21 protein-coding genes are annotated in these 20729 nt (G+C 71.4%); 10 read left to right on the forward strand and 11 right to left on the reverse strand.

Annotated elements, in window-relative coordinates:
* The first annotated feature begins 362 nt into the window (after window positions 1-362).
* Genes ACRVYW_RS05255 through ACRVYW_RS05265 form a run of 3 tightly spaced genes read left to right on the forward strand, consistent with a single transcriptional unit; the run spans window position 363 to window position 2925 of the window.
* Window positions 363-542, forward strand: a complete 180-nt coding sequence (locus ACRVYW_RS05255; protein ID WP_431802379.1) for a hypothetical protein — start codon at window positions 363-365, stop codon at window positions 540-542.
* A complete protein-coding gene (locus ACRVYW_RS05260) occupies window positions 542-1870 on the forward strand; it encodes a hemolysin family protein (protein WP_431802381.1) in 1329 nt (442 codons plus the stop codon). The genes ACRVYW_RS05255 and ACRVYW_RS05260 overlap by 1 nt, the downstream gene beginning before the upstream one ends.
* Window positions 1870-2925: a hemolysin family protein gene (locus tag ACRVYW_RS05265; protein ID WP_431802383.1), complete on the forward strand. Its 1056-nt coding sequence runs from the start codon at window positions 1870-1872 to the stop codon at window positions 2923-2925. The genes ACRVYW_RS05260 and ACRVYW_RS05265 overlap by 1 nt, the downstream gene beginning before the upstream one ends.
* Before the next feature lie 64 nt (window positions 2926-2989).
* Here the strand turns inward: ACRVYW_RS05265 and ACRVYW_RS05270 are convergent, their stop codons facing one another.
* A complete protein-coding gene (locus ACRVYW_RS05270) occupies window positions 2990-4069 on the reverse strand; it encodes an NADH:flavin oxidoreductase/NADH oxidase (protein WP_431802385.1) in 1080 nt (359 codons plus the stop codon).
* 58 nt (window positions 4070-4127) lie between these two features.
* On the opposite strand from ACRVYW_RS05270, the gene ACRVYW_RS05275 reads away from it, so the two are divergent.
* The 3 genes from ACRVYW_RS05275 (at window position 4128) to ACRVYW_RS05285 (ending at window position 6657) form a co-directional block, all read left to right on the forward strand.
* The gene (locus ACRVYW_RS05275; RefSeq protein WP_431802387.1) at window positions 4128-4967 is read left to right on the forward strand and encodes an ADP-dependent NAD(P)H-hydrate dehydratase; all 840 of its coding nucleotides are present in this window, start codon (window positions 4128-4130) and stop codon (window positions 4965-4967) included.
* Window positions 4968-5010: 43 nt separating this feature from the next.
* Complete coding sequence (locus tag ACRVYW_RS05280) at window positions 5011-6228, forward strand: hypothetical protein (RefSeq protein ID WP_431802389.1); 1218 nt, start codon at window positions 5011-5013, stop codon at window positions 6226-6228.
* 63 nt (window positions 6229-6291) lie between these two features.
* Window positions 6292-6657, forward strand: coding sequence for a thiamine-binding protein (locus tag ACRVYW_RS05285; RefSeq protein ID WP_431802391.1), 366 nt, complete (start codon window positions 6292-6294; stop codon window positions 6655-6657).
* A 7-nt stretch (window positions 6658-6664) separates the two neighbouring features.
* On the opposite strand, the gene metX is transcribed toward ACRVYW_RS05285, so the two are convergent.
* Window positions 6665-7867, reverse strand: coding sequence for a homoserine O-acetyltransferase MetX (gene metX, locus ACRVYW_RS05290; RefSeq protein ID WP_431802393.1), 1203 nt, complete (start codon window positions 7865-7867; stop codon window positions 6665-6667).
* A gap of 192 nt (window positions 7868-8059) precedes the next feature.
* Complete coding sequence (locus ACRVYW_RS05295; RefSeq protein ID WP_431802395.1) at window positions 8060-9382, reverse strand: bifunctional o-acetylhomoserine/o-acetylserine sulfhydrylase; 1323 nt, start codon at window positions 9380-9382, stop codon at window positions 8060-8062.
* Between the two features lie 152 nt (window positions 9383-9534).
* Here ACRVYW_RS05295 and ACRVYW_RS05300 point away from each other — a divergent pair, with 152 nt between their 5' ends.
* The gene (locus ACRVYW_RS05300; protein ID WP_431802397.1) at window positions 9535-10311 is read left to right on the forward strand and encodes an SDR family oxidoreductase; all 777 of its coding nucleotides are present in this window, start codon (window positions 9535-9537) and stop codon (window positions 10309-10311) included.
* A 21-nt stretch (window positions 10312-10332) separates the two neighbouring features.
* Here ACRVYW_RS05300 and ACRVYW_RS05305 read toward each other — a convergent pair whose 3' ends face one another.
* On the reverse strand, window positions 10333-11829 hold the full coding sequence (locus ACRVYW_RS05305; RefSeq protein ID WP_431802399.1) for an MFS transporter: 1497 nt from the start codon (window positions 11827-11829) through the stop codon (window positions 10333-10335).
* A gap of 194 nt (window positions 11830-12023) precedes the next feature.
* Here ACRVYW_RS05305 and ACRVYW_RS05310 point away from each other — a divergent pair, with 194 nt between their 5' ends.
* The 3 genes from ACRVYW_RS05310 to ACRVYW_RS05320 are packed head-to-tail and all read left to right on the forward strand — an operon-like array spanning window position 12024 to window position 13902.
* Entirely contained in the window at window positions 12024-12539 is a 516-nt protein-coding gene (locus tag ACRVYW_RS05310; RefSeq protein WP_431802401.1) for a phosphoribosyltransferase, read from the forward strand.
* On the forward strand, window positions 12539-13243 hold the full coding sequence (locus ACRVYW_RS05315; RefSeq protein WP_431802403.1) for a uracil-DNA glycosylase: 705 nt from the start codon (window positions 12539-12541) through the stop codon (window positions 13241-13243). The genes ACRVYW_RS05310 and ACRVYW_RS05315 overlap by 1 nt, the downstream gene beginning before the upstream one ends.
* Window positions 13244-13269: 26 nt before the next feature.
* A complete protein-coding gene (locus tag ACRVYW_RS05320) occupies window positions 13270-13902 on the forward strand; it encodes an N-acetyltransferase family protein (RefSeq protein WP_431802405.1) in 633 nt (210 codons plus the stop codon).
* A 38-nt stretch (window positions 13903-13940) separates the two neighbouring features.
* Here ACRVYW_RS05320 and ACRVYW_RS05325 read toward each other — a convergent pair whose 3' ends face one another.
* From ACRVYW_RS05325 to ACRVYW_RS05355, 7 genes are all read right to left on the reverse strand, one after another.
* The gene (locus tag ACRVYW_RS05325) at window positions 13941-14303 is read right to left on the reverse strand and encodes a protealysin inhibitor emfourin (RefSeq protein ID WP_431802406.1); all 363 of its coding nucleotides are present in this window, start codon (window positions 14301-14303) and stop codon (window positions 13941-13943) included.
* Entirely contained in the window at window positions 14287-15345 is a 1059-nt protein-coding gene (locus ACRVYW_RS05330; protein ID WP_431802408.1) for a M4 family metallopeptidase, read from the reverse strand. Before ACRVYW_RS05330 ends, ACRVYW_RS05325 begins: the two co-directional genes overlap by 17 nt.
* Before the next feature lie 348 nt (window positions 15346-15693).
* On the reverse strand, window positions 15694-16491 hold the full coding sequence (locus tag ACRVYW_RS05335) for an ABC transporter ATP-binding protein (protein ID WP_431802410.1): 798 nt from the start codon (window positions 16489-16491) through the stop codon (window positions 15694-15696).
* Window positions 16488-17276: an ATP-binding cassette domain-containing protein gene (locus tag ACRVYW_RS05340; RefSeq protein WP_431802412.1), complete on the reverse strand. Its 789-nt coding sequence runs from the start codon at window positions 17274-17276 to the stop codon at window positions 16488-16490. The genes ACRVYW_RS05335 and ACRVYW_RS05340 overlap by 4 nt, the downstream gene beginning before the upstream one ends.
* A gap of 31 nt (window positions 17277-17307) precedes the next feature.
* The gene (locus ACRVYW_RS05345; protein WP_431802414.1) at window positions 17308-18204 is read right to left on the reverse strand and encodes an ABC transporter permease; all 897 of its coding nucleotides are present in this window, start codon (window positions 18202-18204) and stop codon (window positions 17308-17310) included.
* A complete protein-coding gene (locus tag ACRVYW_RS05350) occupies window positions 18201-19151 on the reverse strand; it encodes an ABC transporter permease (protein WP_431802416.1) in 951 nt (316 codons plus the stop codon). Before ACRVYW_RS05350 ends, ACRVYW_RS05345 begins: the two co-directional genes overlap by 4 nt.
* Before the next feature lie 14 nt (window positions 19152-19165).
* On the reverse strand, window positions 19166-20677 hold the full coding sequence (locus ACRVYW_RS05355; RefSeq protein ID WP_431802418.1) for an ABC transporter substrate-binding protein: 1512 nt from the start codon (window positions 20675-20677) through the stop codon (window positions 19166-19168).
* Window positions 20678-20729 lie beyond the last annotated feature (52 nt).

Genomic DNA, 20729 nt, shown 5'->3' on the forward strand with positions numbered 1-20729 from the left:
CGGTTCGGCGCTGTTCGGGCGCCAGAGATCTGTTCGGGCGCCACAGATCTGCAGCGCCCGAACAGGGAAGTGGCGCCGGGACGGCGAGAGGACAGGGAAGTGGCGCCGGGGCGGCGAGAGGGCAGGGAAGTGGCGCCGGAAAGAGTCGGAGGACAGGGAAGTGGCGCCGGGACGGCGGGAGGACAGGGAAGTGGCGCCGGGACGGCGAGAGGACAGGGAAGTGGCGCCGGAAAGAGTCGGAGGGCGGGATACGGGTCGGGTGGCGGCGAGCGCGGCGCCGCGAAGGGCGAGCACGTGCGGGGCCGGATGCCGGAGATCGCGCCCGCCCCGGCGGGGGCGGGGTGCCGTACACTCGACTGCAAATGGACGACCCTCCTAGTTGCCGACGTTCGCTCCACCGCACGGGCCTGACACTCATCGGGACACTCGTCCCGACGTCCGCCCGCACATCCGCCGCCCGCGCCGCCGGCTCGCGCGTTCCCCGCGCCGCCGCCTCGCGCGTTCCCCGCGCCGTCGCCTCGCGCACCGAGGGTGAGGCCTGATGGATTACGTCATGCTCGGTGTCGGCCTCCTGCTGACGATCGGCACAGGCCTCTTCGTCGCGAGCGAGTTCGCCCTGGTCAACCTCGACCGCGCCGACCTCGAAGCCCGGCAGGCCGCCGGCGAGTCGCGCCTGTCGCTCACGATCAGCGCGCTGAAGATCACCTCGACGCACTTATCGAGCGCGCAGCTCGGCATCACCCTGACGACGCTCCTCACCGGTTACACGATGGAGCCGGCGCTCACGAACCTCATCAGCCCGCTCTTCCAGGCGTGGGGACTGCCGAGCGGCGCGGCGCGCCCCGTCGCGACCGTCATCGCGATCGCGATCGCGACGATCTTCTCGATGATCCTCGGCGAGCTCGTCCCGAAGAACTTCGCCCTCGCGATCCCGCGTCAGACGGCGAAGCTCGTCATGCCGTTTCAGGTCGGGTTCACCACGCTGTTCCGGCCCGCCGTCTCGCTCCTCAACGGCAGCGCCAACGCGATCCTCCGCGGCATGGGCATCGAGCCCAAGGAGGAGCTCTCCGGTGCCCGCACCGCCGACGAGCTCTCGAGCCTCGTGCGCCGTTCCGCCAGCGCCGGCGTGCTCGAGCAGGACACGGCATCCCTCCTCAACCGCACCCTCACCTTCGCGCGCCTGACGACCGCCGATGTGATGACGCCGCGACCGAGCATCCACGCGGTCGCCGCGGGCGACAGCGTCGAAGACCTGATCCAGCTCGCCCGCCGGACGGGCCACAGCCGATTCCCGGTGTACGGCGACTCGATGGACGACATCACGGGCATCGCGCACCTCAAGCAGGCCGTGAGCGTCCCCCGCGACCGCCGTCGCGAGGTGCCTGCCGCCGCGATCTCCGAAGAGCCGCTGCGGGTTCCCGAGGCGGTGCACTTGGATGCCGTCATGGCCGAGCTCCGCGCCCGGGGGTACCAGATGGCGATCGTCGTCGACGAGTACGGCGGCACGGCGGGCGTCGTGACGCTGGAAGACCTCGTCGAGGAGATCGTCGGCGAGGTGCTCGACGAGCACGACCGCAGCCGCGCCGGGGTCGTCCGCATCGCCGACTCGGTCGTCTTCCCCGGTGAGCTCCGCCCCGACGAGCTCCTCGACCGCACCGGCATCCGCGTGCCCGAGGGCGACGTCTACGACACCGTCGGCGGCTTCATCATGGCAACGCTCGAGCGCATCCCCGTCGCGGGCGACGTCGTCGAGATCGAGGACGGCGTCCTCGAGGTGCAGCGGATGGACGGGCGCCGTGTGGACCGCGTGAGGTTCACGCCGCACCCGGTTCCGGAGGGCGCTGCCGAGCTGAAGGGGGGTGAGCGGTGATGAACGATTGGGCGGGAATCGCGTGGCTCGTCGTCCTGCTGCTGTTCAACGGCTTCTTCGTCGCGTCGGAGTTCGCGGTCATCTCCGCGCGCCGCTCGCAGATCGAGCCGCTCGCCGAGCGCGGGTCGAAGCGTGCGAAGACCGCGCTCTACGCGATGGAGCACGCGACGCTCATGCTCGCGACGTGTCAGCTCGGCATCACGATCTGCTCGCTGCTGATCCTGAACGTCTCCGAGCCGGCGATCCACCACCTGCTCGAGGGGCCCCTCGGCCTCACCGGCTGGAGCGAGGCGGTCATCGGTGGCGTCGCGTTCGGCATCGCGCTGGTGCTCGTCTCGTACCTGCACGTCGTCTTCGGTGAGATGGTGCCGAAGAACCTCGCCTTCAGCCTCCCCGACCGGGCGGTGCTCTTCCTCGCGACGCCGCTCGTGTGGGTCTCGAAGCTCTTCTACCCGATCATCGTCGCCCTCAACTGGACAGCGAACCACATCGTGCGCCTGTTCGGCGTCGAGCCGAAGAACGAGGCATCCTCCACCTTCACGCTCGACGAGGTCGCGACGATCGTCAACCAGTCGCGTATCGAAGGGGTGCTCGACGACGCGTCGGGTGCCGTGACGGCGGCGGTCGAGTTCACCGACAAGAAGGCGCGCGACACCGCCGTGCCGCTGTCGGAGCTCGTCACGCTGCCGGAAGTGACGACGCCCGACGAAATCGAGCGGGCCGTCGCGAAGCACGGTTTCTCGCGGTACGTGATCGTGGATGCCGAGGGCGCGCCCATCGGGTACGTCCACCTCAAGGACGTGCTGCGCGCCGCCGAGGGCCCCGAGGGCGAGGAGGACGTCGCGCGCCCGATCAAGGCGAAGCGCATCCACCACATGGTGTCGGTGTCGGAGAACACCGACCTCGAAGACGCCCTCGCCCTCATGCGGCGCTCCAGCCGTCACCTGGCGCAGGTGCGGGATGCCGAAGGCACGACGACGGGGGTGCTGTTCCTCGAGGACATCATCGAGGAACTCGTCGGCGAGGTGCACGACGCCACCCGGCGCGGCTACTGACGCGCCACCCGCGCCAGCGCCGCCTCGCGGGGAGGGAGTGCGGCCCGGGGCGCGCGCGTGGGGGTCAGTGGGATGGTGCGCGCATCGCGCGCTCGTACTGCGGGGGCCACGGGGCCGCGGCGGGGTCGCCGAGCTCGCCCGCGGCGCGGAGGGCGAAATGCGGGTCGCGCAGCCACTCCCGCCCGGCGAGGATGACGTCGGCGTCGCCCGCCTGGAGGATCTCCTCGGCCTGCGGCCCCGACGTGATCTCGCCGACCGCGCCCACGGCGACCCCCGCATCGGCGCGCACGGACGCCGCGAGCGGCACCTGATACCCCGGGCCGGGGACGATCCGCTGGTGGGCGACGAGTCCGCCGCTCGAGATGTCGAAGAACACGGCGCCGCGCTCGGCCGCCCAGCGGGCGACGGTCGCGGTCTGTGCGGCATCCCACCCGCCCTCGGCCCAGTCGGTCGCCGAGAACCGGACCGTCACGGCGGTCTCGGGTGCGGCCTCGCGGACGGCGTCGACGACGCGCAGCAGCAGGCGCGCGCGGTTCTCGAGCGACCCGCCGTAGGCGTCGGTGCGCCGGTTCGACAACGGCGAGAGGAACTGGTGCAGCAGGTAGCCGTGGGCGGCGTGGATCTCGAGCAGCTGGAATCCGGCGGAGACGGCGCGGGCGGCGGCGTCCGCGAACGCGACGACGACCGCGTCGATCCCGGCGTCGTCGAGGGCGGTCGGCGCGTCGAACCCGTCGTAGGCGATCGCCGACGGCGCGACCGTCTGCCAGCCGCCTTCCGCGATCGGCACGGAGCCGCGCCGGCCGGAGAACGGCGACCACGTCGAAGCCTTTCGCCCGGCGTGCGCGAGTTGGACGCCGGCGACAGCGCCCCGGGCGCGGATGGCGGCGGCGATCGGGGCCCAGGCGTCCCGCTGTGCGTCGTTCCACAGCCCGACGTCCTCGGGGGAGATGCGGCCCTCGGGAAGGACGGCGGTCGCCTCGGCGATGACGACACCGGCCCCGCCCGACGCGAACTGGGCGAGGTGCACGTGGTGCCAGTCGTTCGGCATGCCGCCCTCGGCGGAGTATTGGCACATGGGCGCGACCCAGAGGCGGTTGCGGATCGAGAGGCCGCCGAGGTCGATCGGCGAGAACAGCAGGCTCATGCGGAGACTCCAGAGGGGGAGGACAGCGGGCGCGGTGCGCGCGGACTAGGGTGACGCCATGACCGAGCAGTGGACGACGCAGGACGCCGCACGCACTCTTCGGAGGCCAACCGCCTCCGACGACAAGTATTCCCGAGGCGTGCTCGGCGTCCGGACCGGCTCCGACCGTTACCCCGGGGCCGCCGTGCTCGGCGTCGAGGCCGCGCATCGCACGGGCGTCGGCATGGTCCGCTACGTCGGGCCGGAGCGGGCGACCGCGTTCGTCCTGTCACGCCGTCCGGAGACGGTCGCCGCGGATGGACGCGTGCAGGCGTGGCTGATCGGCTCGGGGACGGATGCCGCGGAGCGCAGCGCCGACGAGACCGCGGCGCTGCGCGCACTGTTCGCCGGAGAGGTGCCCGTCGTCGTCGACGCCGGAGCGCTCGACCTCGTGCCCGGTCGCTCCGGGACCGCGCCGGTCGTCGTGACCCCGCACGCGAGCGAGCACGCGCGCCTCCGCGAGGCGGCGGGGCTCGACGCCTCGGCCGCGGACCGTGCGGAGGCCGCCGCCGACACGGCCGCAGCCCTCGGTGTCGCCGTGCTCCTGAAGGGCGCCGAGACGATCGTGGCGACGCCTTCGAGGGCGATCCGCCGCGTCGAATCGCCCACCGCGTGGCTCGCGACGGCGGGCACGGGGGACGTGCTCGGCGGCATCCTCGGGGCGCTCGTCGCGGCGGCGCAGCCGAAGGATGCCGAGGCGCTCGCCCCCCTCGCCGCGACGGCCGCCCTCGTCCACGGCCACGCGGGCGCCGCCGCCTCGGCCGCCCGCGACGGCGGCCCGATCACCGCGCTCGACGTCGCGGAGGCCGCGGCATCCGTCATCGGCCGGATCCTCGCGCAGGCGGACGGCGCGCACTGACACGCGGCCCCGCCCGGCTGCGCCCGCTCCCTAGGATGGGACGGTGTCGAGACGGGCGGTGCTGTGGATCGCGTTCGCGGTCGTGCACGTCGCGGTCGCGGGACTCGGGTTCCTTCTGCCGAATGAACCGATGGGCGACGTCTACCGGGTCTACGAGCCGTGGTCGCAGCAGGCGCTCGAGGGCGGCGGCATCGTCGGGATCACCGAGGCGTGGGTGTACCCGCAGCTCGCGCTCGTCCCGATGGTCCTCGCGCACGGCTTCGCCCCGATCGCGGGATACACCGTCGGGTGGGCGATCCTCGTCACGCTGATGGATGCCGTAGCCTTCGGCATCCTCGTGGGCCGCGCCCGGTCCACCGGGCGGGTGAGCGCCGCATGGTTCTGGCTCGCGTTCATCGCCCTGGTCGGGCCCGTCGGCCTGTACCGACTGGACGGCTTCACGGTGCCGCTCGCGATCATCGCGTGCCTGTGGCTGGTCGGACGCCCGTGGATGGCGTCGATGCTCCTCGCGGCGGCGACCTGGATCAAGGTGTGGCCGGCCGCGCTCCTGGTCGCCGCGGTGATCGCCGTGCGCCGGCGTGCCGCGATCATCGGGGGAGTCCTCATCGTCAGCGTCTTCATCGTGCTCGCCGTCGTGGCCGCTGGAGGAGGCGCCTACCTCTTCGGCTTCGTGACCGAGCAGACCTCGCGGGGCCTGCAGGTCGAGGCGCCGGTCGCGACGCCGTGGCTGTGGGGCGCGCTGCTTCAGGTACCCGGCTTCGAGGTGCAGTACTCGCTCGACCTGCTCACCTTCCAGGTCGAGGGCCCCGCGGTCGACCAGGCGATCGCGGTCATGACGCCGCTTCTCGTCGTGGTGATGCTGGGCGTCGCGGCGGTCGGCGCGGTCAAGGCGTGGCAGGGGGCCGGATTCGCGGCGCTCTTCCCGGTGCTCTCCCTCGCGCTCGTCCTCGGCTTCATCGTCTGCAACAAGGTTGGCTCGCCGCAGTACCTCGTGTGGCTCGTGCCCTCACTCGTCGTCGGGCTCGTCGTCCGCCGCGCGACCTGGTCGGCGCCCGCGACGGTCGCCCTCGGCGCGGCGCTGCTCACCCAGTTCGTCTACCCGCTGCTCTACGGCGGCATCCTGCACCCCGAACCCGTCGCCGTCACGATCCTCACGGTCCGGAACCTCGTGCTCATCGCCCTCTTCGCCTGGATGGTCGTCCGCCTCGTGCGCCTGCCGGTGCCGGCGCGGCGGCGAGCGGACGTGACGGCGACCGCCTGAGACCCGACCCCGCCCCACCAGCCCCACCCACCCCGCCGATCCCGCGTAATCCTGGAGGTCCCCATGCTCATCGCCTTCTCCGTCGCCCCGTCCGGAGCTCCCGCCGGCAGCGGCGCTGCCGCTTCCGAGAACCCGGATGCCTCGGTCCACGACGCCGTCGCCGCGGCGGTCGCCGTCGTCCGCGCCTCCGGCCTGCCGCACCGCACGACCTCGATGTTCACGGAGGTCGAAGGTCCCGATTGGGACACCGTGATGGATGTCGTCAAGCGCGCGACCGAGGCCGTCATGCCGTACGGCTCTCGAGTGTCGCTCGTGTTGAAGGCCGACATCCGCCCGGGCTACAGCGGCGAGATCGACGGCAAGGTCGAGCGGCTCGAACGGGCCGTCGATGCGGCAATGGCCCGGCGCGACGGCCGCCCCGACGTCTGAGCGGCGGTCAGTCCTCGAGCAGGCGCCGCAGGTGCGCGGTCACGGCATCGGTCTCGATGAGGAATCCGTCGTGACCGAAGTCGCTCGAGATGACGACGAGCTCGTCGTCCTGTGTCGTGCGGATGCCGCGGAAGATGCGCTCCTGTCCCTCGACCGGGAACAGACGGTCGCTGTCGATGCCGAGGACGAGCGTTCGCGCCGTGACGCGGGCCAAGGCATCCTCCACACCGCCGCGATCGCGCCCGACGTCGTGGGAGTTCATCGCTTCCACGAGCGTGAGGTAGCTGTTCGCGTCGAACCGGCGCGTGAACTTGTTGCCGTGGAAGTCGAGGTAGCTCTCGACGGCGAAGCGACCTCCTCCGCCCAGGGGGCTGACGTCCGACTGCCAGGAGCGCTGGAAGCGGAGGTTCAGCTCGACGGGGCTGCGGTAGTTCAGGAGCGCCATGCGCCGCGCGAGCGCGAGCCCCCGGTGGGGGCCGTCGCCGTCGGCGGCGTCGTAGTACTCGCCCCCCGCGAAGCGCGGATCGATGCGGATCGCTTCGAGCTGCACGGAGTTGAGCGCGACCTGGTCGGCGGTGGTCGTCGGCGGCGCAGCGAGGACCGCGAGGCGCTCGACGCGCTCGGGGTAGGTGACGCCCCACTCGAGCGCCTGCATCCCGCCCATCGATCCGCCGACGACGGCGGCCCATCTGTCGATGCCGAGGGTGTCGGCGAGCGAGGCCTGGGCGGCGATCTGGTCGCGGATGGTCAGGTAGGGAAAGCGCAGCCCCCACTCGCGCCCGTCGGGGCCGATCGAGGCGGGGCCGGTCGACCCCTGGCATCCGCCCAGCATGTTCGGGGCGACGACGAACCAGCGGTCGGTGTCGATGGCCGCTCCCGGCCCCACGATGCCGTCCCACCAGCCGTCGGTCGGATGCCCCGGGCCCGCCTCCCCGCGCACGTGGCTGTCGCCCGTCAGGGCGTGGAGGACGAGCACCGCGTTGTCGCCGGCCGCGTTGAGCTCGCCCCACGACTCGTACGCGAGTCGCGCGAACGGCAGGCTCTCGCCGTTCTCGGTGCGGAAGGCGCCGAGCAGCGCGAACCTCCGGTCGCCGGCGGGGTCTCCGTCGCGCCACGCGCCGGTCGCCGGCGGGCGGGCGCGCAGCAGCCGCGCATCGGCCTCGGAGATCGGGGCCGAGGGCACCGTGTCTTCCGAGGCCTGCCAGTCCATGGCATCCATTCTCGCCGCTGCCGGCGCGGTCGGTCGGCGTGTTACGCCCCGAAAGCAGGCTGGATCGGTCGGAGCCGCGCTCTCCGGCGACGCACGGCGCAGTTCACCCTGCTTTCGGAACGCGGCGCCGGAAACAGACGTGCTCCGGCACCGCCGCAGGGCCGGCGCCGGAGCACGCAGAGACGACGGCCGTCAGGCGCGGGCGGCCTCGGAGACCCGGCGCGCGGCGGCGAGGGCCTGGTCGAGGTCGACCTTCAGGTCCTCGACGTTCTCGAGCCCGACCGAGAGACGCACGAGGCCGGGCGTGACGCCGGTCGTCAGCTGCTGCTCGGGGGTGAGCTGGGAGTGGGTCGTGGATGCCGGGTGGATCACGAGCGAGCGCACGTCGCCGATGTTGGCCAGGTGGCTGAACAGCGTCAGGGAGTTGACGAACTCGCGGCCCGCCTCGACGCCGCCCTTCAGCTCGAACGACAGCACCGCGCCGACTCCCTTCGGGGCGTAGCGGTTGGCGGCGGCGTACCAGGGCGAGGTCGGCAGGCCCGAGTAGTTGACCGAGGCGATGTCGGCGTGGTTCTCCAGCCACTCGGCGATCTCCTGCGCGTTCTGCACGTGACGCTCGATGCGCAGCGACAGGGTCTCGATGCCCTGGATCAGCAGCCACGCGCTCTGCGGCGAGATGGCGGCGCCGAGGTCACGGAGCAGCTGCACGCGCGCCTTGATGATGTAGGCGAGCGGGTCGCCGACGGCCTGCGTGTAGACCGCGCCGTGGTACGACGGGTCGGGCGTCGTGAGACCCGGGAACCGGTCGGCGTGCTCGGTCCAGGGGAACGTGCCACCGTCGACGATGACGCCGCCGATGACTGTGCCGTGGCCGCCGAGGAACTTGGTCGCCGAGTGCACGACGATGTCGGCGCCGTGCTCGAACGGGCGGATGAGGTAGGGCGTCGCGATCGTGTTGTCGACGATGAGGGGGACACCGGCCTCGTGCGCGACGTCGGCGACGGCACGGATGTCGAGCACGTTGATCTTGGGGTTGCCGATCGTCTCGGCGAAGAAGAGCTTCGTGTTCGGGCGCACCGCGCTCCGCCACTCTTCGGCGTCGTCCTGGTTCTCGACGAAGGTGACCTCGATGCCGAGCTTCGCGAGCGTGTACTTGAAGAGGTTGTAGGTGCCGCCGTAGATCGACGACGACGAGACGATGTGGTCGCCGGCCTGCGCGATGTTGAGGACGGCGAAGGTCTCGGCCGCCTGCCCCGAGGCGACGAGGAGCGCGCCGGTGCCCCCCTCGAGCGCCGCGACGCGCTGCTCGACGACATCCTGCGTCGGGTTCTGGATGCGGGTGTAGATGTTGCCGAACTCGGCGAGCGCGAAGAGGTTCGCGGCGTGGTCGGCGTTGTCGAAGACGTACGACGTCGTCTGGTAGATCGGCGTCGCGCGGGCCTTGGTGACCGGATCGGGCGCGGCACCGGCGTGGATCTGGGTGGTCTCGAAGCGCCAGTTCTCGGGTGCGGACATGATCGGACTCCTGCGATTGGTCGGATGGACCGAGCGGATGCCTCGGCCACATCGACAGTACGATCCGCCGCCCTTGTCAACAACGGACGGGAAATGTGACGTCACAATCCCCGGCGTGATCCGAGCGCCGAGCACCCCGGTAGCGTGGAGGCATGACGACGCGACGTGCTGTGGTGACCGGGGCGAGTTCGGGAATCGGGGAGGCGACGGTCCGCGCGCTCCGTGCGAGCGGATGGGACGTCGTCGGCGTCGCCCGGCGCGCCGACCGCCTCGATGCTCTGGATGCCGAAGTGGGTTCGGCATCCTTCGCCGCCGACCTCAGCCAGGAGGCCGACGTCGCCGCGCTCGCCGCGCACCTCGCCGAATCCGGTCCGGTCCACGCGCTCGTGCACGTGGCCGGCGGCGCCCGGGGCACCGAGCGCATCGAGGACGGCAACCCCGACGACTGGCGCTGGATGTTCGAGGCCAACGTGCTCTCGGCGCAGCTGCTCACGAAGGCGCTGCTGCCGCTCCTGCGGGCCTCGATCGGCGAGGGCGGACACGCGGACACGCTGTACGTCACGTCGACCGCGGCGCAGAACGCGTATGCCGGCGGCGCCGGCTACAACGCCGCGAAGGCGGGCGAGTCGATGCTCGTCCACGCGCTGCGTCTCGAGCTGAACGGCGAGCCGATCCGCGTGACGGAGATCGCGCCGGGCATGGTCTACACGCCGGAGTTCACCCTCAACCGGCTGCGCGGCGACCAGGTCGGCGCCGAGAAGGTCTACGACGGTGTCGAGCAGCCCCTCGTCGCGACCGACGTCGCCGACGTCATCGCCTACGCGCTGAACGCGCCCGGCCACGTCAACCTCGACCTCGTGACGATGCGACCGGTCGCGCAGTCGGCGCAGTTCCTGCTCGCCCGCGGGCCGCTCCGTCCGCGCGGCTGAGCGCGGGGTCGCCGACCGGCGTCAGGCAGGCGGCGCGTCGGCGAAGGCGACCTTCGGCACGAAGAAGAGCAGCACCGCGGCGAGGAACCCGCCGGCCGCGCAGATCGCCCACACGGTGAGGTATCCGCCGAGGGATGCCGCGGTCTGGCTCGCCACGGTGCCCGCGCCCGCCGCGAGCACGACACCGAACACCGCCGACGAGAATGTGCCGCCGATGGTCTTCGTCGTGTTGGTCAGCGCCGAGGCGATGCCCGTCTGCCCGGGAGGCGCTGCTGCAGCCGCCGCCGCGGGCATCGCGCCGACGAGCGCGCCGCAGCCGAGGCCCGCGATCGAGAGGTTCAGCAGCACCTGCCAGAGCTCGAGGTGGAACGGGAGGAACAGGGCGTACCCGATGCCGACGAGCAGCGCGGCGCCGATCAGCACGATCCGCGGGCTCAGGCGGCGCGAGGTGACCGCGAAGATGATCGCGCCGACGATGAGCGACACGAGGTACACGCCGATGATGTTCGAGCGCTCCGTGGCATCCAAGCCCAGCCCGTACCCGAGCGACCGGTCGGTGCCCGCGTAGGTCGACAGCGGCACCTGCGCGCCGAGCAGGCTGATGCCGACGAGGAAGGCGGTGGCCTGCACGGGCCACATCTCGGGGCGCGCGAGGACGCGCAGGTCGACCGCCGGGTCGTCCTGCCGCAGCTCGTACCAGGCGAACCACGCGAAGACGACGAGCCCCGCGAGGACGAGCGCGACGACCCAGAGCCACGCGCCCGCGGCGAGGTGGAACTCGCCGATCATCCGCATCCAGGCGAGGCCTCCCGTGACGAGCAGCAGCCCCCACGCGAGGATGACGAAGCCCCACGTGTCGAGCTTGCGTCCCGGTTCGGGCTTCGATTCGGGCACCCACAGCCAGATGACGACGGCGACCAGCGTCGTCGCGATCGCGGGGACGATGAGGGTCAGGGTGAGGTCCTCGCCGCTCGCGCGGAAGATGCGACCGGCCGACAGCGCGCCGATGATGGCGCCCGCCTGGAGGCCGACGACGAGCAGTCCCGCGGCGCGGCGGGTCGTCGACACGCCGCGTTCCTGGCGGCGGCCGCGCTCGAAGATGAGCGCGATCTCCAGCGGCAGCCACACGACGTAGAAGCCCTGCAGGGCCCACGCGATGAGGAAGGTCCAGAACGATCCGGCGAACGCGATCCACCAAGTCGCCCCGGCGGTGAGGATCGCGGAGACGAGCAACACCTTCTTGTGCCCGTACATGTCGCCGAGCTTCGCCATGATCGGTACCACGATCGCCGAGAGGAGCAGCTGTGCCGCCTCGAACCAGTTGGCGTCGGAGTCGTGGACGCCCAGATGCACCACGATGTCGCTGAAGAGCGGCGTGTAGTAGCCCTGGATGATGCCGCTGACGATCTCGACGACGATGAACACACCGATGAGGCTCGCGGTGACGCCGACGGCGGAGGTGCGGATCGCGTCCGTGGCGGAACGCAGTGTCGAGGTTCGTGGCACGGCGTTCAGCATAGGGCCGCTCCGGCGTCGCCGTGTTACGGCTTCGCGTCGCCGCGATGTCGGGGTGCTGGGGTGCTGGGGTGTCGCGATGTCGCAGTGTCGCGGTGTCGGGGTGTCGTGGTGTCGCGGTGTCGCGGTGTCGCGGTGTCGGCGTCGCGCCCCGCGACGCGCTGAGCGTCGTCGGTGGGAGCGTCTACATTGGAATCGTGACCGACACCGACGACGCCCCCGCCCGCGAGATCCTGACCTGGGACGCCTTCGGCGAGGCGACCCGCGACCTCTCCCGCGCCATCGTCGCCGACGGGTTCGCCCCCGACGTGGTCGTCGCGATCGCCCGCGGAGGACTCCTCCCGGCCGGCGCCGTCGCGTACGGGCTTGGCGTCAAGAGCTGCGGAGCCCTGAACGTCGAGTTCTACACCGGGATCGGCACGGTGCTCGACGCTCCCGAGATCCTCCCGCCCGACCTCGACCTCGGCTACCTCCCCGGCAAGCGGGTGCTCCTCGTCGACGACGTCGCCGACTCGGGCCGCACGCTCGCCCTCGCCGTCCGCATGCTCGAGGGCGTCGGCGCCGACGTCCGCTCGGTCTGCATCTACACGAAGCCCGGCTCGGTCGCGATGCCGGACTACGCGTGGCGCGAGACCGACCGGTGGATCGACTTCCCCTGGTCGGCGCGGGGCAGCGTCATCGAGGAGGACACCGGCGGCGAGGCATCCGCCTGATGCCGATGACGCTCGATGAGCTGGCGGAGGCCGGGCTCATGGATGCCGGATGGGCGCGCGCCCTCGCGCCCGTCGCGCCGGACATCGCCGCGCTCGGCGAGCGACTGCGCGCCGAGGCATCCGCCGGGCGCGGCTATCTGCCCGCCGGTGACAACGTGCTCCGCGCCTTCGCGCGGCCTCTCGACGAGGTGCGCGTGCTGATCGTCGGGCAGGACCCGTACCCGACGCCGGGCCACCCGATCGGGCTCTCGTTCGCGGTCGAGCGCCACGTACGGCCGCTGCCCCGGAGCCTCGGCAACATCTACACCGAGCTCGAGAGCGACCTCGGCATCCCGCCGGCGACGCACGGCGACCTGTCGGCGTGGAGCGATCAGGGCGTCATGCTGCTCAACCGCGTCCTTACCGTGGCGCCGGGCGCGGCCGCGTCGCACCGCGGCTGGGGCTGGGAGAAGGTCACCGAGCATGCGATCCGCACGCTCGTCGCACGCGAAGCGCCGCTCGTCGCGATCCTGTGGGGGAGGGATGCCGCGAACCTCCGGCCCCTCCTCGGCGACACTCCGGTGATCGCGTCGGCGCACCCGTCGCCGCTGTCGGCGAGCCGCGGCTTCTTCGGATCGCGGCCGTTCTCGCGGGCGAACGAGCTGCTCGTCGCGCAGGGCGCGGAACCGGTCGACTGGCGTGTGGACGCGGGCGCGTCTGCGTAGGCTGTCGGCATGCTGCAGGAGGAGCCGTGCTAGAGGAGGAGTACGAGAAGACGCGGCGGCGTCTGCCCGCGCATCTGCGTCGGGTAGAGCGCGAGCGCCCGTTCTCGTACGAGATCCGCCCCGTGCGCGAGAGCGACATCCCCGACATCCGCGAGATCTACAACTACTACGTGACGAACTCGGTCGTCACGTTCGACGAGAAGAAGTGGACGCTCGCCCAGTGGCGCGAGAAGGTCGCGTTCCTCGAGCGGCTGGGTATGCCGTTCCTCGTCGCCCAGTCGCCGTCGGGGCAGGTCCTCGGGTACGCGCTCGTGCAGCCGATGTCGTCGAAGTCGGCGTACCGCTACAGCGTCGAGAACTCGATCTACCTCGGCCACGCGGCAACCGGCAAGGGGCTCGGACGGGCGCTGCTCGACGCGCTGATCGCCGCGTCGGAGGAGGCGGGGATCCACCAGATGGTCGCCGTCATCAGCGACAAGGGCGCCGAGTCGTCGGTCGCGTTGCACGAGAAGCTCGGCTTCGTCGAGGTCGGGCGGATGGGCCGGGTCGGGTTCAAGTTCGGCCGCTGGCTGGGGACGATCTACCTGCAGAAGCAGCTGAAGCCCAAGAAGCGCAAGCGCCGGCTGTTCGGTCGCGGTGGGGACGCCGACGGGGACTAACGCGCGACGGCACCCGATCAGCGGGCGGGTGAGGCTGATCAGCGCGGGGACGGGGTCGAGGCGTCGCGCACGGCGTCGATGAGGGTGCGCCAGGGGCCGGATGCCTCGGACTCCGCCAGCTCGGCGTGGTGCTCGGCCTTCGGCATCCGCGCCGACACGCTGTAGGCGAACCGGTCGGCGCCGGTCGTGGCGTGCGGAGCCGCAACGCACGCGTCCCAGGGACATGCGTCGACGAGTGCGATCCACGGGTCGGCGTCGGCGTCGGCGGCTTCGACGCCCCAGCGCCGGCGCATGCCCGCGATTCCGCCCGTGCGGACGACGGTCACCGCGACCGTGCGCTCCGTGTCGGCGGGCGCGTCCTGATCGTCCGAGTCAGCGTTCAGCTCAGGGTCGTGTTCCACCGATGCTCACACCGACGGCGCCCCAGGCGGTGCGGACGGCGGCGACCTCCTCCGAGTCCTCACCGTACTCCGCCGCGGCCGTCGCCGCTGTCGCGGCGGCGAAGGTCTCGAAATCGGCGGTGCGCGGCAGAGCGCCGCGCGTCACGGTCAGGTACCAGATGCGGCCCGCCCGCTCCCAGGCGTATCCGCCGAGCGCGGAGGCGACCAGGTGGAACGCCTTGTTGGGGATGCCGGAGTTGATGTGCACGCCGCCGTTGTCCTGCGTCGTCTCGACGTAGTCGCGGATGTGCGCGGGCTGCGGGTCGCGCCCGAGCACGTCGTCGTCGTAGGCGGTGCCCGGCGCCTTCATCGATCGCAGAGCGGTGCCCTGCACGGCATCCGTGAAGATACCCGCGCCGATCAGCCACGAGGCTTCCGTCACGGGCTGGCGGCGCGCGCGCTGCTCGGTCAGCGCACCGAACACGTCGGCGACCGACTCGTTGAGCGCACCGGACTGACCCTGGTAGGTGAGGCCGCCGCCGTGCTCGATGACGCCGTGGCCGAGTTCGTGCGCGATGACGCTGAGTGACCCCGTGAAGCCGCGGAACACCTCGCCGTCCCCGTCGCCGAACACCATGCGCTCGCCGTTCCAGAACGCGTTGTCGTAGCGGTCGCCGTAGTGAACCGTTGCGGCGAGCGTGCCGCCGACGCCGTCGATCGACGCCCGGTCGAACGCGTCCCAGAAGAACGCGAACGTCTCACCGAGACCGTCGAACGCCTCGTCGACCGACGCGTCGCCCGTCGCGGGATCGCCCTCCCCGCGGACGCGCACCCCGGGGAGCGTCTCCCGGTTCTGCGCATCGGAGATGACGCGGTCGGGGTCGGGGGAACCCTCGAAGACAAGCGCGTCGCCTTCGACCGAGAAGTCGAGGTTCGCGGGCACGCGGTGATAGACGCGCGGGGTCGCGAGCGTCGCCCGGGCCGCCTCGGCGGCGACGGCGAGGTGCGGGGCCTCGGCATCGGCGAGCCGCGCGAGGAGGTACGGAGGGATGATCGCGTGCATGCCGACACGCTACCGGGCGCCTCCGACATCCCACGCGTCTTCGCCGACGGTGGCCGGTCGCGAGGTCTCCGCCGACGGGCGCGCCCGGTCGTCGGATCCGTGGGGCTGGTGTCACCTCCGCGGCCTCACCAGGCGACACCCGCCCCAGCGATCCGACGGATGGTCACGCTCCGGACACGCGTCGACGCGCTGCGCGCGCCGGCTCGGCCAGCGCCACCTCGCGAGACCGCCGGCTCTCGACGAGACCCGGTGTCGCGGACGCGGGTCTCGTCGAGAAGACGCGGTCTCGCGGGAGAGGCGCCGGGATGCCAGACCGCCCGCGACGAGAGGGGGCGAGGCGGCCTCGGGTCAGGTCTGCGAGGGGCCGATCACGGGGATCGAGGCCAGGAGGCGCCGCGTGTAGGCGACCTGCGGGGCGAGGAGCACCTTCTCGGTCGGGCCCTCTTCGACGATCCGGCCGTCCTTCATGACGATGACCTCATCGCACAGGCTCTGCACCACGCCGATGTCGTGCGACACCATGACGAGCGAGAACCCCTCGGTGCGGCGGAGGTCGCGCAGCAGCTCGAGGACCTGGGCGCGCACCGTGACATCGAGCGCCGACAGCGGCTCATCGCCCACCAGCAGGCGCGGACGGTGCACGATCGCCCGCGCGAGCGCGATGCGCTGCCGCTGTCCGCCCGAGAACTCGTGCGGAAAGCGCGCCGCCATGTCGGCCTCCAGGCCGACGCTCTCGAGGACCTCGCGCACCCGCGCGCGGCGGTCGCCGTCGATCCCGAGCGCCCACAGCGGCTCGCCGACGATCCGGCCGACGCTCATACGGGGGTCGAGCGACGCGTAGGGGTCTTGGAAGACGATGCCGGTCTCGCGGCGCAGCCAGTGCAGAGACCGTGCGCCGGCTCCGGCATCCACCGCCCTGCCGTCGAACTCGACCGTGCCGGACGTGGGCGAGTCGAGCCCCAGCAGGATCCGGACGAGCGTCGACTTCCCCGACCCCGACTCGCCGATGATCCCGACCGCCGACCCCTCGCGGACGTCGACGTCGGCATCGTCGAGGGCGGTCGGCCACTGTGCGCGCTCGAAGAGCCTCCTGCCGCGCTGGCGGTACCTCTTGGTGAGCGCCCGGCCGCGCAGGAGCGTCGTCACGAGATGCCTCCCGGCTTCCAGACGGTGGCGGTCGCATCGCGCAGGAGCCCCTGTGTGATGGGCGACTCGGGAGAGGTCAGCAGGGTGGTGAGGGGGCCGCGCTCGACGACGCGGCCGTCCTCGAGGACGACGGCGTGGGTCGCGACCTGCGAGAGCACCGCGAGGTCGTGCGTGATGAAGACGAGCGACATCCCGTCGCGGTCGACGAGACCGTTCAGCAGCTCGAGGATCTCGGCCTGGATCGTGACGTCGAGGGCCGTCGTCGCCTCATCGGCGATCAGCAGACGCGGGCGGCACGCGAGCGCCATGGCGATCGCGACGCGCTGACGCTGCCCTCCGGAGAGCTGGTGCGGGTAGCGGCGCACGATCTCGGCGGGTTCGGGCAGGCGCACGCGGTCGGCCTCGGCGATGGCACGAAGGGATGCCTCCTTCCGCGACACCCCCTCGTGGATGCGGATCGACTCGCCGATCTGCCGGCCGACGGTGCGGATCGGGTTCAGGGCCGTCCGCGGCTCCTGGAACACGATGCCGATCTCGTCGCCCCGGAGTTTCGCGAGCTCGCGATCGGGCAGACCGATGAGTTCGCGCCCATCCCAGCGGATGCTCCCCGACGCCGTCGCCGCCTCCGGAAGGAGCCCCAGGATCGCGAGCGCCGTCAGCGACTTGCCCGACCCCGACTCGCCGATGAGGCCGACGCGCGCGCCGTCGGGCACCGAGAACGAGACGCCGTCGACGACGCGCCGGCCGTCGATCTCGACGACGAGGTCCTGCACTTCGAGACTCACGCGCTCACCCCGTTCATGCGACCCACCCGATTCATGCGACCACGACCGGTTGGTGGGTGCGCGCGGACCGGCGCCGCTGCGAGAGCGTGGGGTCGGTCGCCTCGCGCAGGCCGTCGCCGAGGAGATTGAGCCCCAGCACGGTGATCGTGATCGCGAGTCCCGGCCAGATGACGGTCAGCGGATGGACGGAGATGTAGGTCTGCAGGTCGCGCAGGAGCAGCCCCCAGCTCGGTTCGGTGGGGGGAGCGCCGAAGCCGAGGTAGCTGAGGCCGGCCTCGGCGAGGACGGCCACGGCCATGCCCCACGACAGCTGCACGATGAACACGGGCGCGACGTTCGGGAGCAGGTGCCGCCACAGGTTCTGGAACGGTGTGAGCCCCGACGCGCGCCCCGCGAGGACGAAGTCGCTGTGCAGCACGCGGCGGAGTTCCGGCCGGGTGACGCGCGCGATGTTGACGCCGAAGCCGATCCCCACCGCGACGATCACGACCCAGAGCGATCCGCCCCACACCGACGAGAGCATCATCGCGATCAGCAGCACGGGGAAGGCGATGAGGATGTCGACGAGCACGGCGATGCTCTCCCGCACCCATCGGGTGGTCAGCGATCCGAGCGCGGCGAGGAGGAGCCCGAGGAGCGTCGCGACGACGCCCGCCCCGAGCGCGACCCACACGGTCGTGCGCGCCCCCGCCATGAGGAGGCTGAGGATGTCGCGCCCCGACCCGTCGGTTCCGAGCAGGTGCGGGATGCCGGGGGAGTCCCACCGGTTCGCGACGTCGACCTTCTGCGGGTTGAACGGCGTCCAGAAGCGCGCGACGAGGGCGGTGAGGGCGATCACCGTGACGACGATGATCCCGAAGCGCCCCGTCGGGAGCGCCCAGAGGCGTGAGAGCCAGGAGGGCCTCTTCAGCCGACCGGAACGGTTCATTCCGCCTCCCGCTGTCTCGGGTCGATGAGGCGGTGCACGAGGTCGACGACGAACCCGATGATGAGGACGAAGCCGGTGAGGACGAGGAGCTCGCCCTGGACCTTGGGGAGGTCGCGGTTGCCGACATCGGTGACGAGCATGCGGCCGATGCCGGGAAGACTGAACAGCTGCTCGATGATGACCGCGCCCACGATGATGCCGGCGACCTGCAGGCCCAGCACCGTGATGATCGAGAGCCCGACGGTGGGCAGCCCGTGGCGGATGAGCGCCTGGTTGCGGGTGAGGCCCTTGGCGGCGGCCGTGCGGACGAAGTCCTGCCCGCCCGCCTGCAGGGTCGCCGAGCGGACGAAGCGCATGAGCATCGCGCCCTCGACGACGCCGATCGTGATGGCCGGCAGCAGCAGCGAGCGGAAGGCGAGGCCCGGCTCGCTCCATCCGCCACGGGGGAACCCCTGCGCGGGGAACCAGCCGAGCCACACGGCGAAGACGAGGACGAGCATCATCCCGGCCCAGACGACGGGCACCGCGGCGATCGCCTGCGCTCCGATGTTGAGGGCCGTGCCGTCGGCGTGCCCGCGGCGCATCGCTGAGACGACGCCGAAGGGGAGCGCGATCAGCAGCGCGATCACCATCGACATGAGTCCGAGCGGGATCGTCACCTGCCCCTTCTGGACGAGCTCGCCGACCACCGGCGCCCCGGTGAGCAGCGACGAACCGAAATCGCCGCGGAAGATGCCGGCGATCCATGCGCCGTACTGCACCGGAAGCGGCTGGTCGAGGCCCAGCCGGTCACGGATGGCGGCGACCTGCTCGGGGGTCGAGTTCACCCCGGCGATGATCTGCGCGACATCGCCGGGGAGAACGCGGAGGGTGAGGAAGATCAGCGCACTGGCGACGAAGAGGCCCAGCAGCAGCAGGGCCCCTCGCGTCAGTGCGTAGCGGATCACTCCGTGCTCGGCGTCTAGCCCTGGCTCTTGGCCAGCTCGGCGAGGTTCATGCGCTCGTTCGTGTTCACCGTCGGGAACCCGGAGACGCCCGATCCGATCGCGACGACGGATGCCCCGTTGTAGAGCCAGTCGGCGGCCTGGTCCTCGGCGACGATCTTCGCCGCCTGCTTCAGGTCGTCGGCGGCGGTGTCCGCGTCGGTCGCGGCGACGGACTGCGCGTAGAGCTCCTGCACCTTCGGGTTGTCGTAGGTGAAGTAGTAGTCGGGGTTCGCCCAGTTCTCGAAGTCGCGTGCCTCGGTGTGCAGCACGAAGCTCAGCTCGTAGTCCTTGTTCACGTAGACGTCGTTGATCCAGGTCGGGAACTCGACCGGGTTGACCTTCAGCGTGATGCCCACGTCGTCGAGGTTCGAGACGAGGATCTGCGACACCGTCGTGCCGTAGAACGCGGGGATCGTGAGGGTCAGGGTGAGATCCTCGGCGCCGGCCTCGGCGAGGAGCTTCTTCGCGGCATCCGGGTCGAAGGGCGCCGTCTTCTCGAGGTCTTCGTAGCCCGGGTCGAGCTCGGGGATGGGGCCGTACTGGGTCTGGCCGGCGCCGAGGGCCTCGACGATCGACTCCTTGTCGATCGCCTGGCGGATCGCCTGGCGCACCCGCTTGTCGGCGAGGGGTCCGCTCGTCGAGTTCATCGCGAGCGTGCCCTTGTCGGTCGACTTTCCGAGCACGACCGTGAAGTCTCCGTTCGCCTCGATCTGGTCGGTGAGCGTCGCGTCGAATCCGGTGACGACGTCGAGCTCGTTCGCGAGCGCGCCGTTGAGGGCCGCCTGCGTGTCGGGGATGTAGTCGAGGACGACCTCGGCGACCTTGGCCTTCTCGCCCCAATAGGCGTCGTTGCGCTTCAGGGTGATCGAGTCGCCCTGCTTCCAGTCCTCGAGGACGAAAGGACCGGTGCCGTTCGCCTCCGTCTTGCGGTCGATCGCGTCGCCCTCCTTGAGGACGAGACCCGCGCGGCCGGTCAGGTTCCACAGGAGGGTGGAGTCGGGGGCGGAGAGTGTCAGGACGACGTTCTGCCCGTCGGCGACGATCGAGCTGACGTTCGCCAGTCGCGCGGAGTCGCGGTAGCTCGCGTTGTCCTTCACCTGCTGCAGTGACCAGACGACATCGGCGGGAGTGAGCTCCGTACCATCGTGAAAGCTCACGCCTTCGCGGACGGTGAAGGTGTACGTGAGCCCGTCGGCTGAGACCTCGTGGCTCGAGGCGAGCGTGTCGACGATCTCCTGATCGGGAGTGCGCGAGACGAGACCTTGATAGACGTTGTCGACGAGAAGCTGGTCGAGTGCGGCGCCAGCCGTCTCGCGGATGTCGAGGTTGCTGGGTTCGAGCACGAGCCGCACCGCAACGGAGGCGTTCGGGTCGGGCGTTCCGGTATCGGTGGAGGAGGGGGACGGCGACGTCCCGCCGGTGCAGGCGCTGAGCAGCAGGGCGCCGGCCGCGAGGATCGCGGCGGCAACAGTCGTGCGGCGGAGCATGGAGGGGTTCCTTTCGCAGCGGCGCGCGGGGAGGAGGGAAGGGTGCTGTGGG

This window comes from Microbacterium sp. bgisy203, assembly GCF_965345155.1.
Taxonomy (GTDB): Bacteria; Actinomycetota; Actinomycetes; order Actinomycetales; family Microbacteriaceae; genus Microbacterium.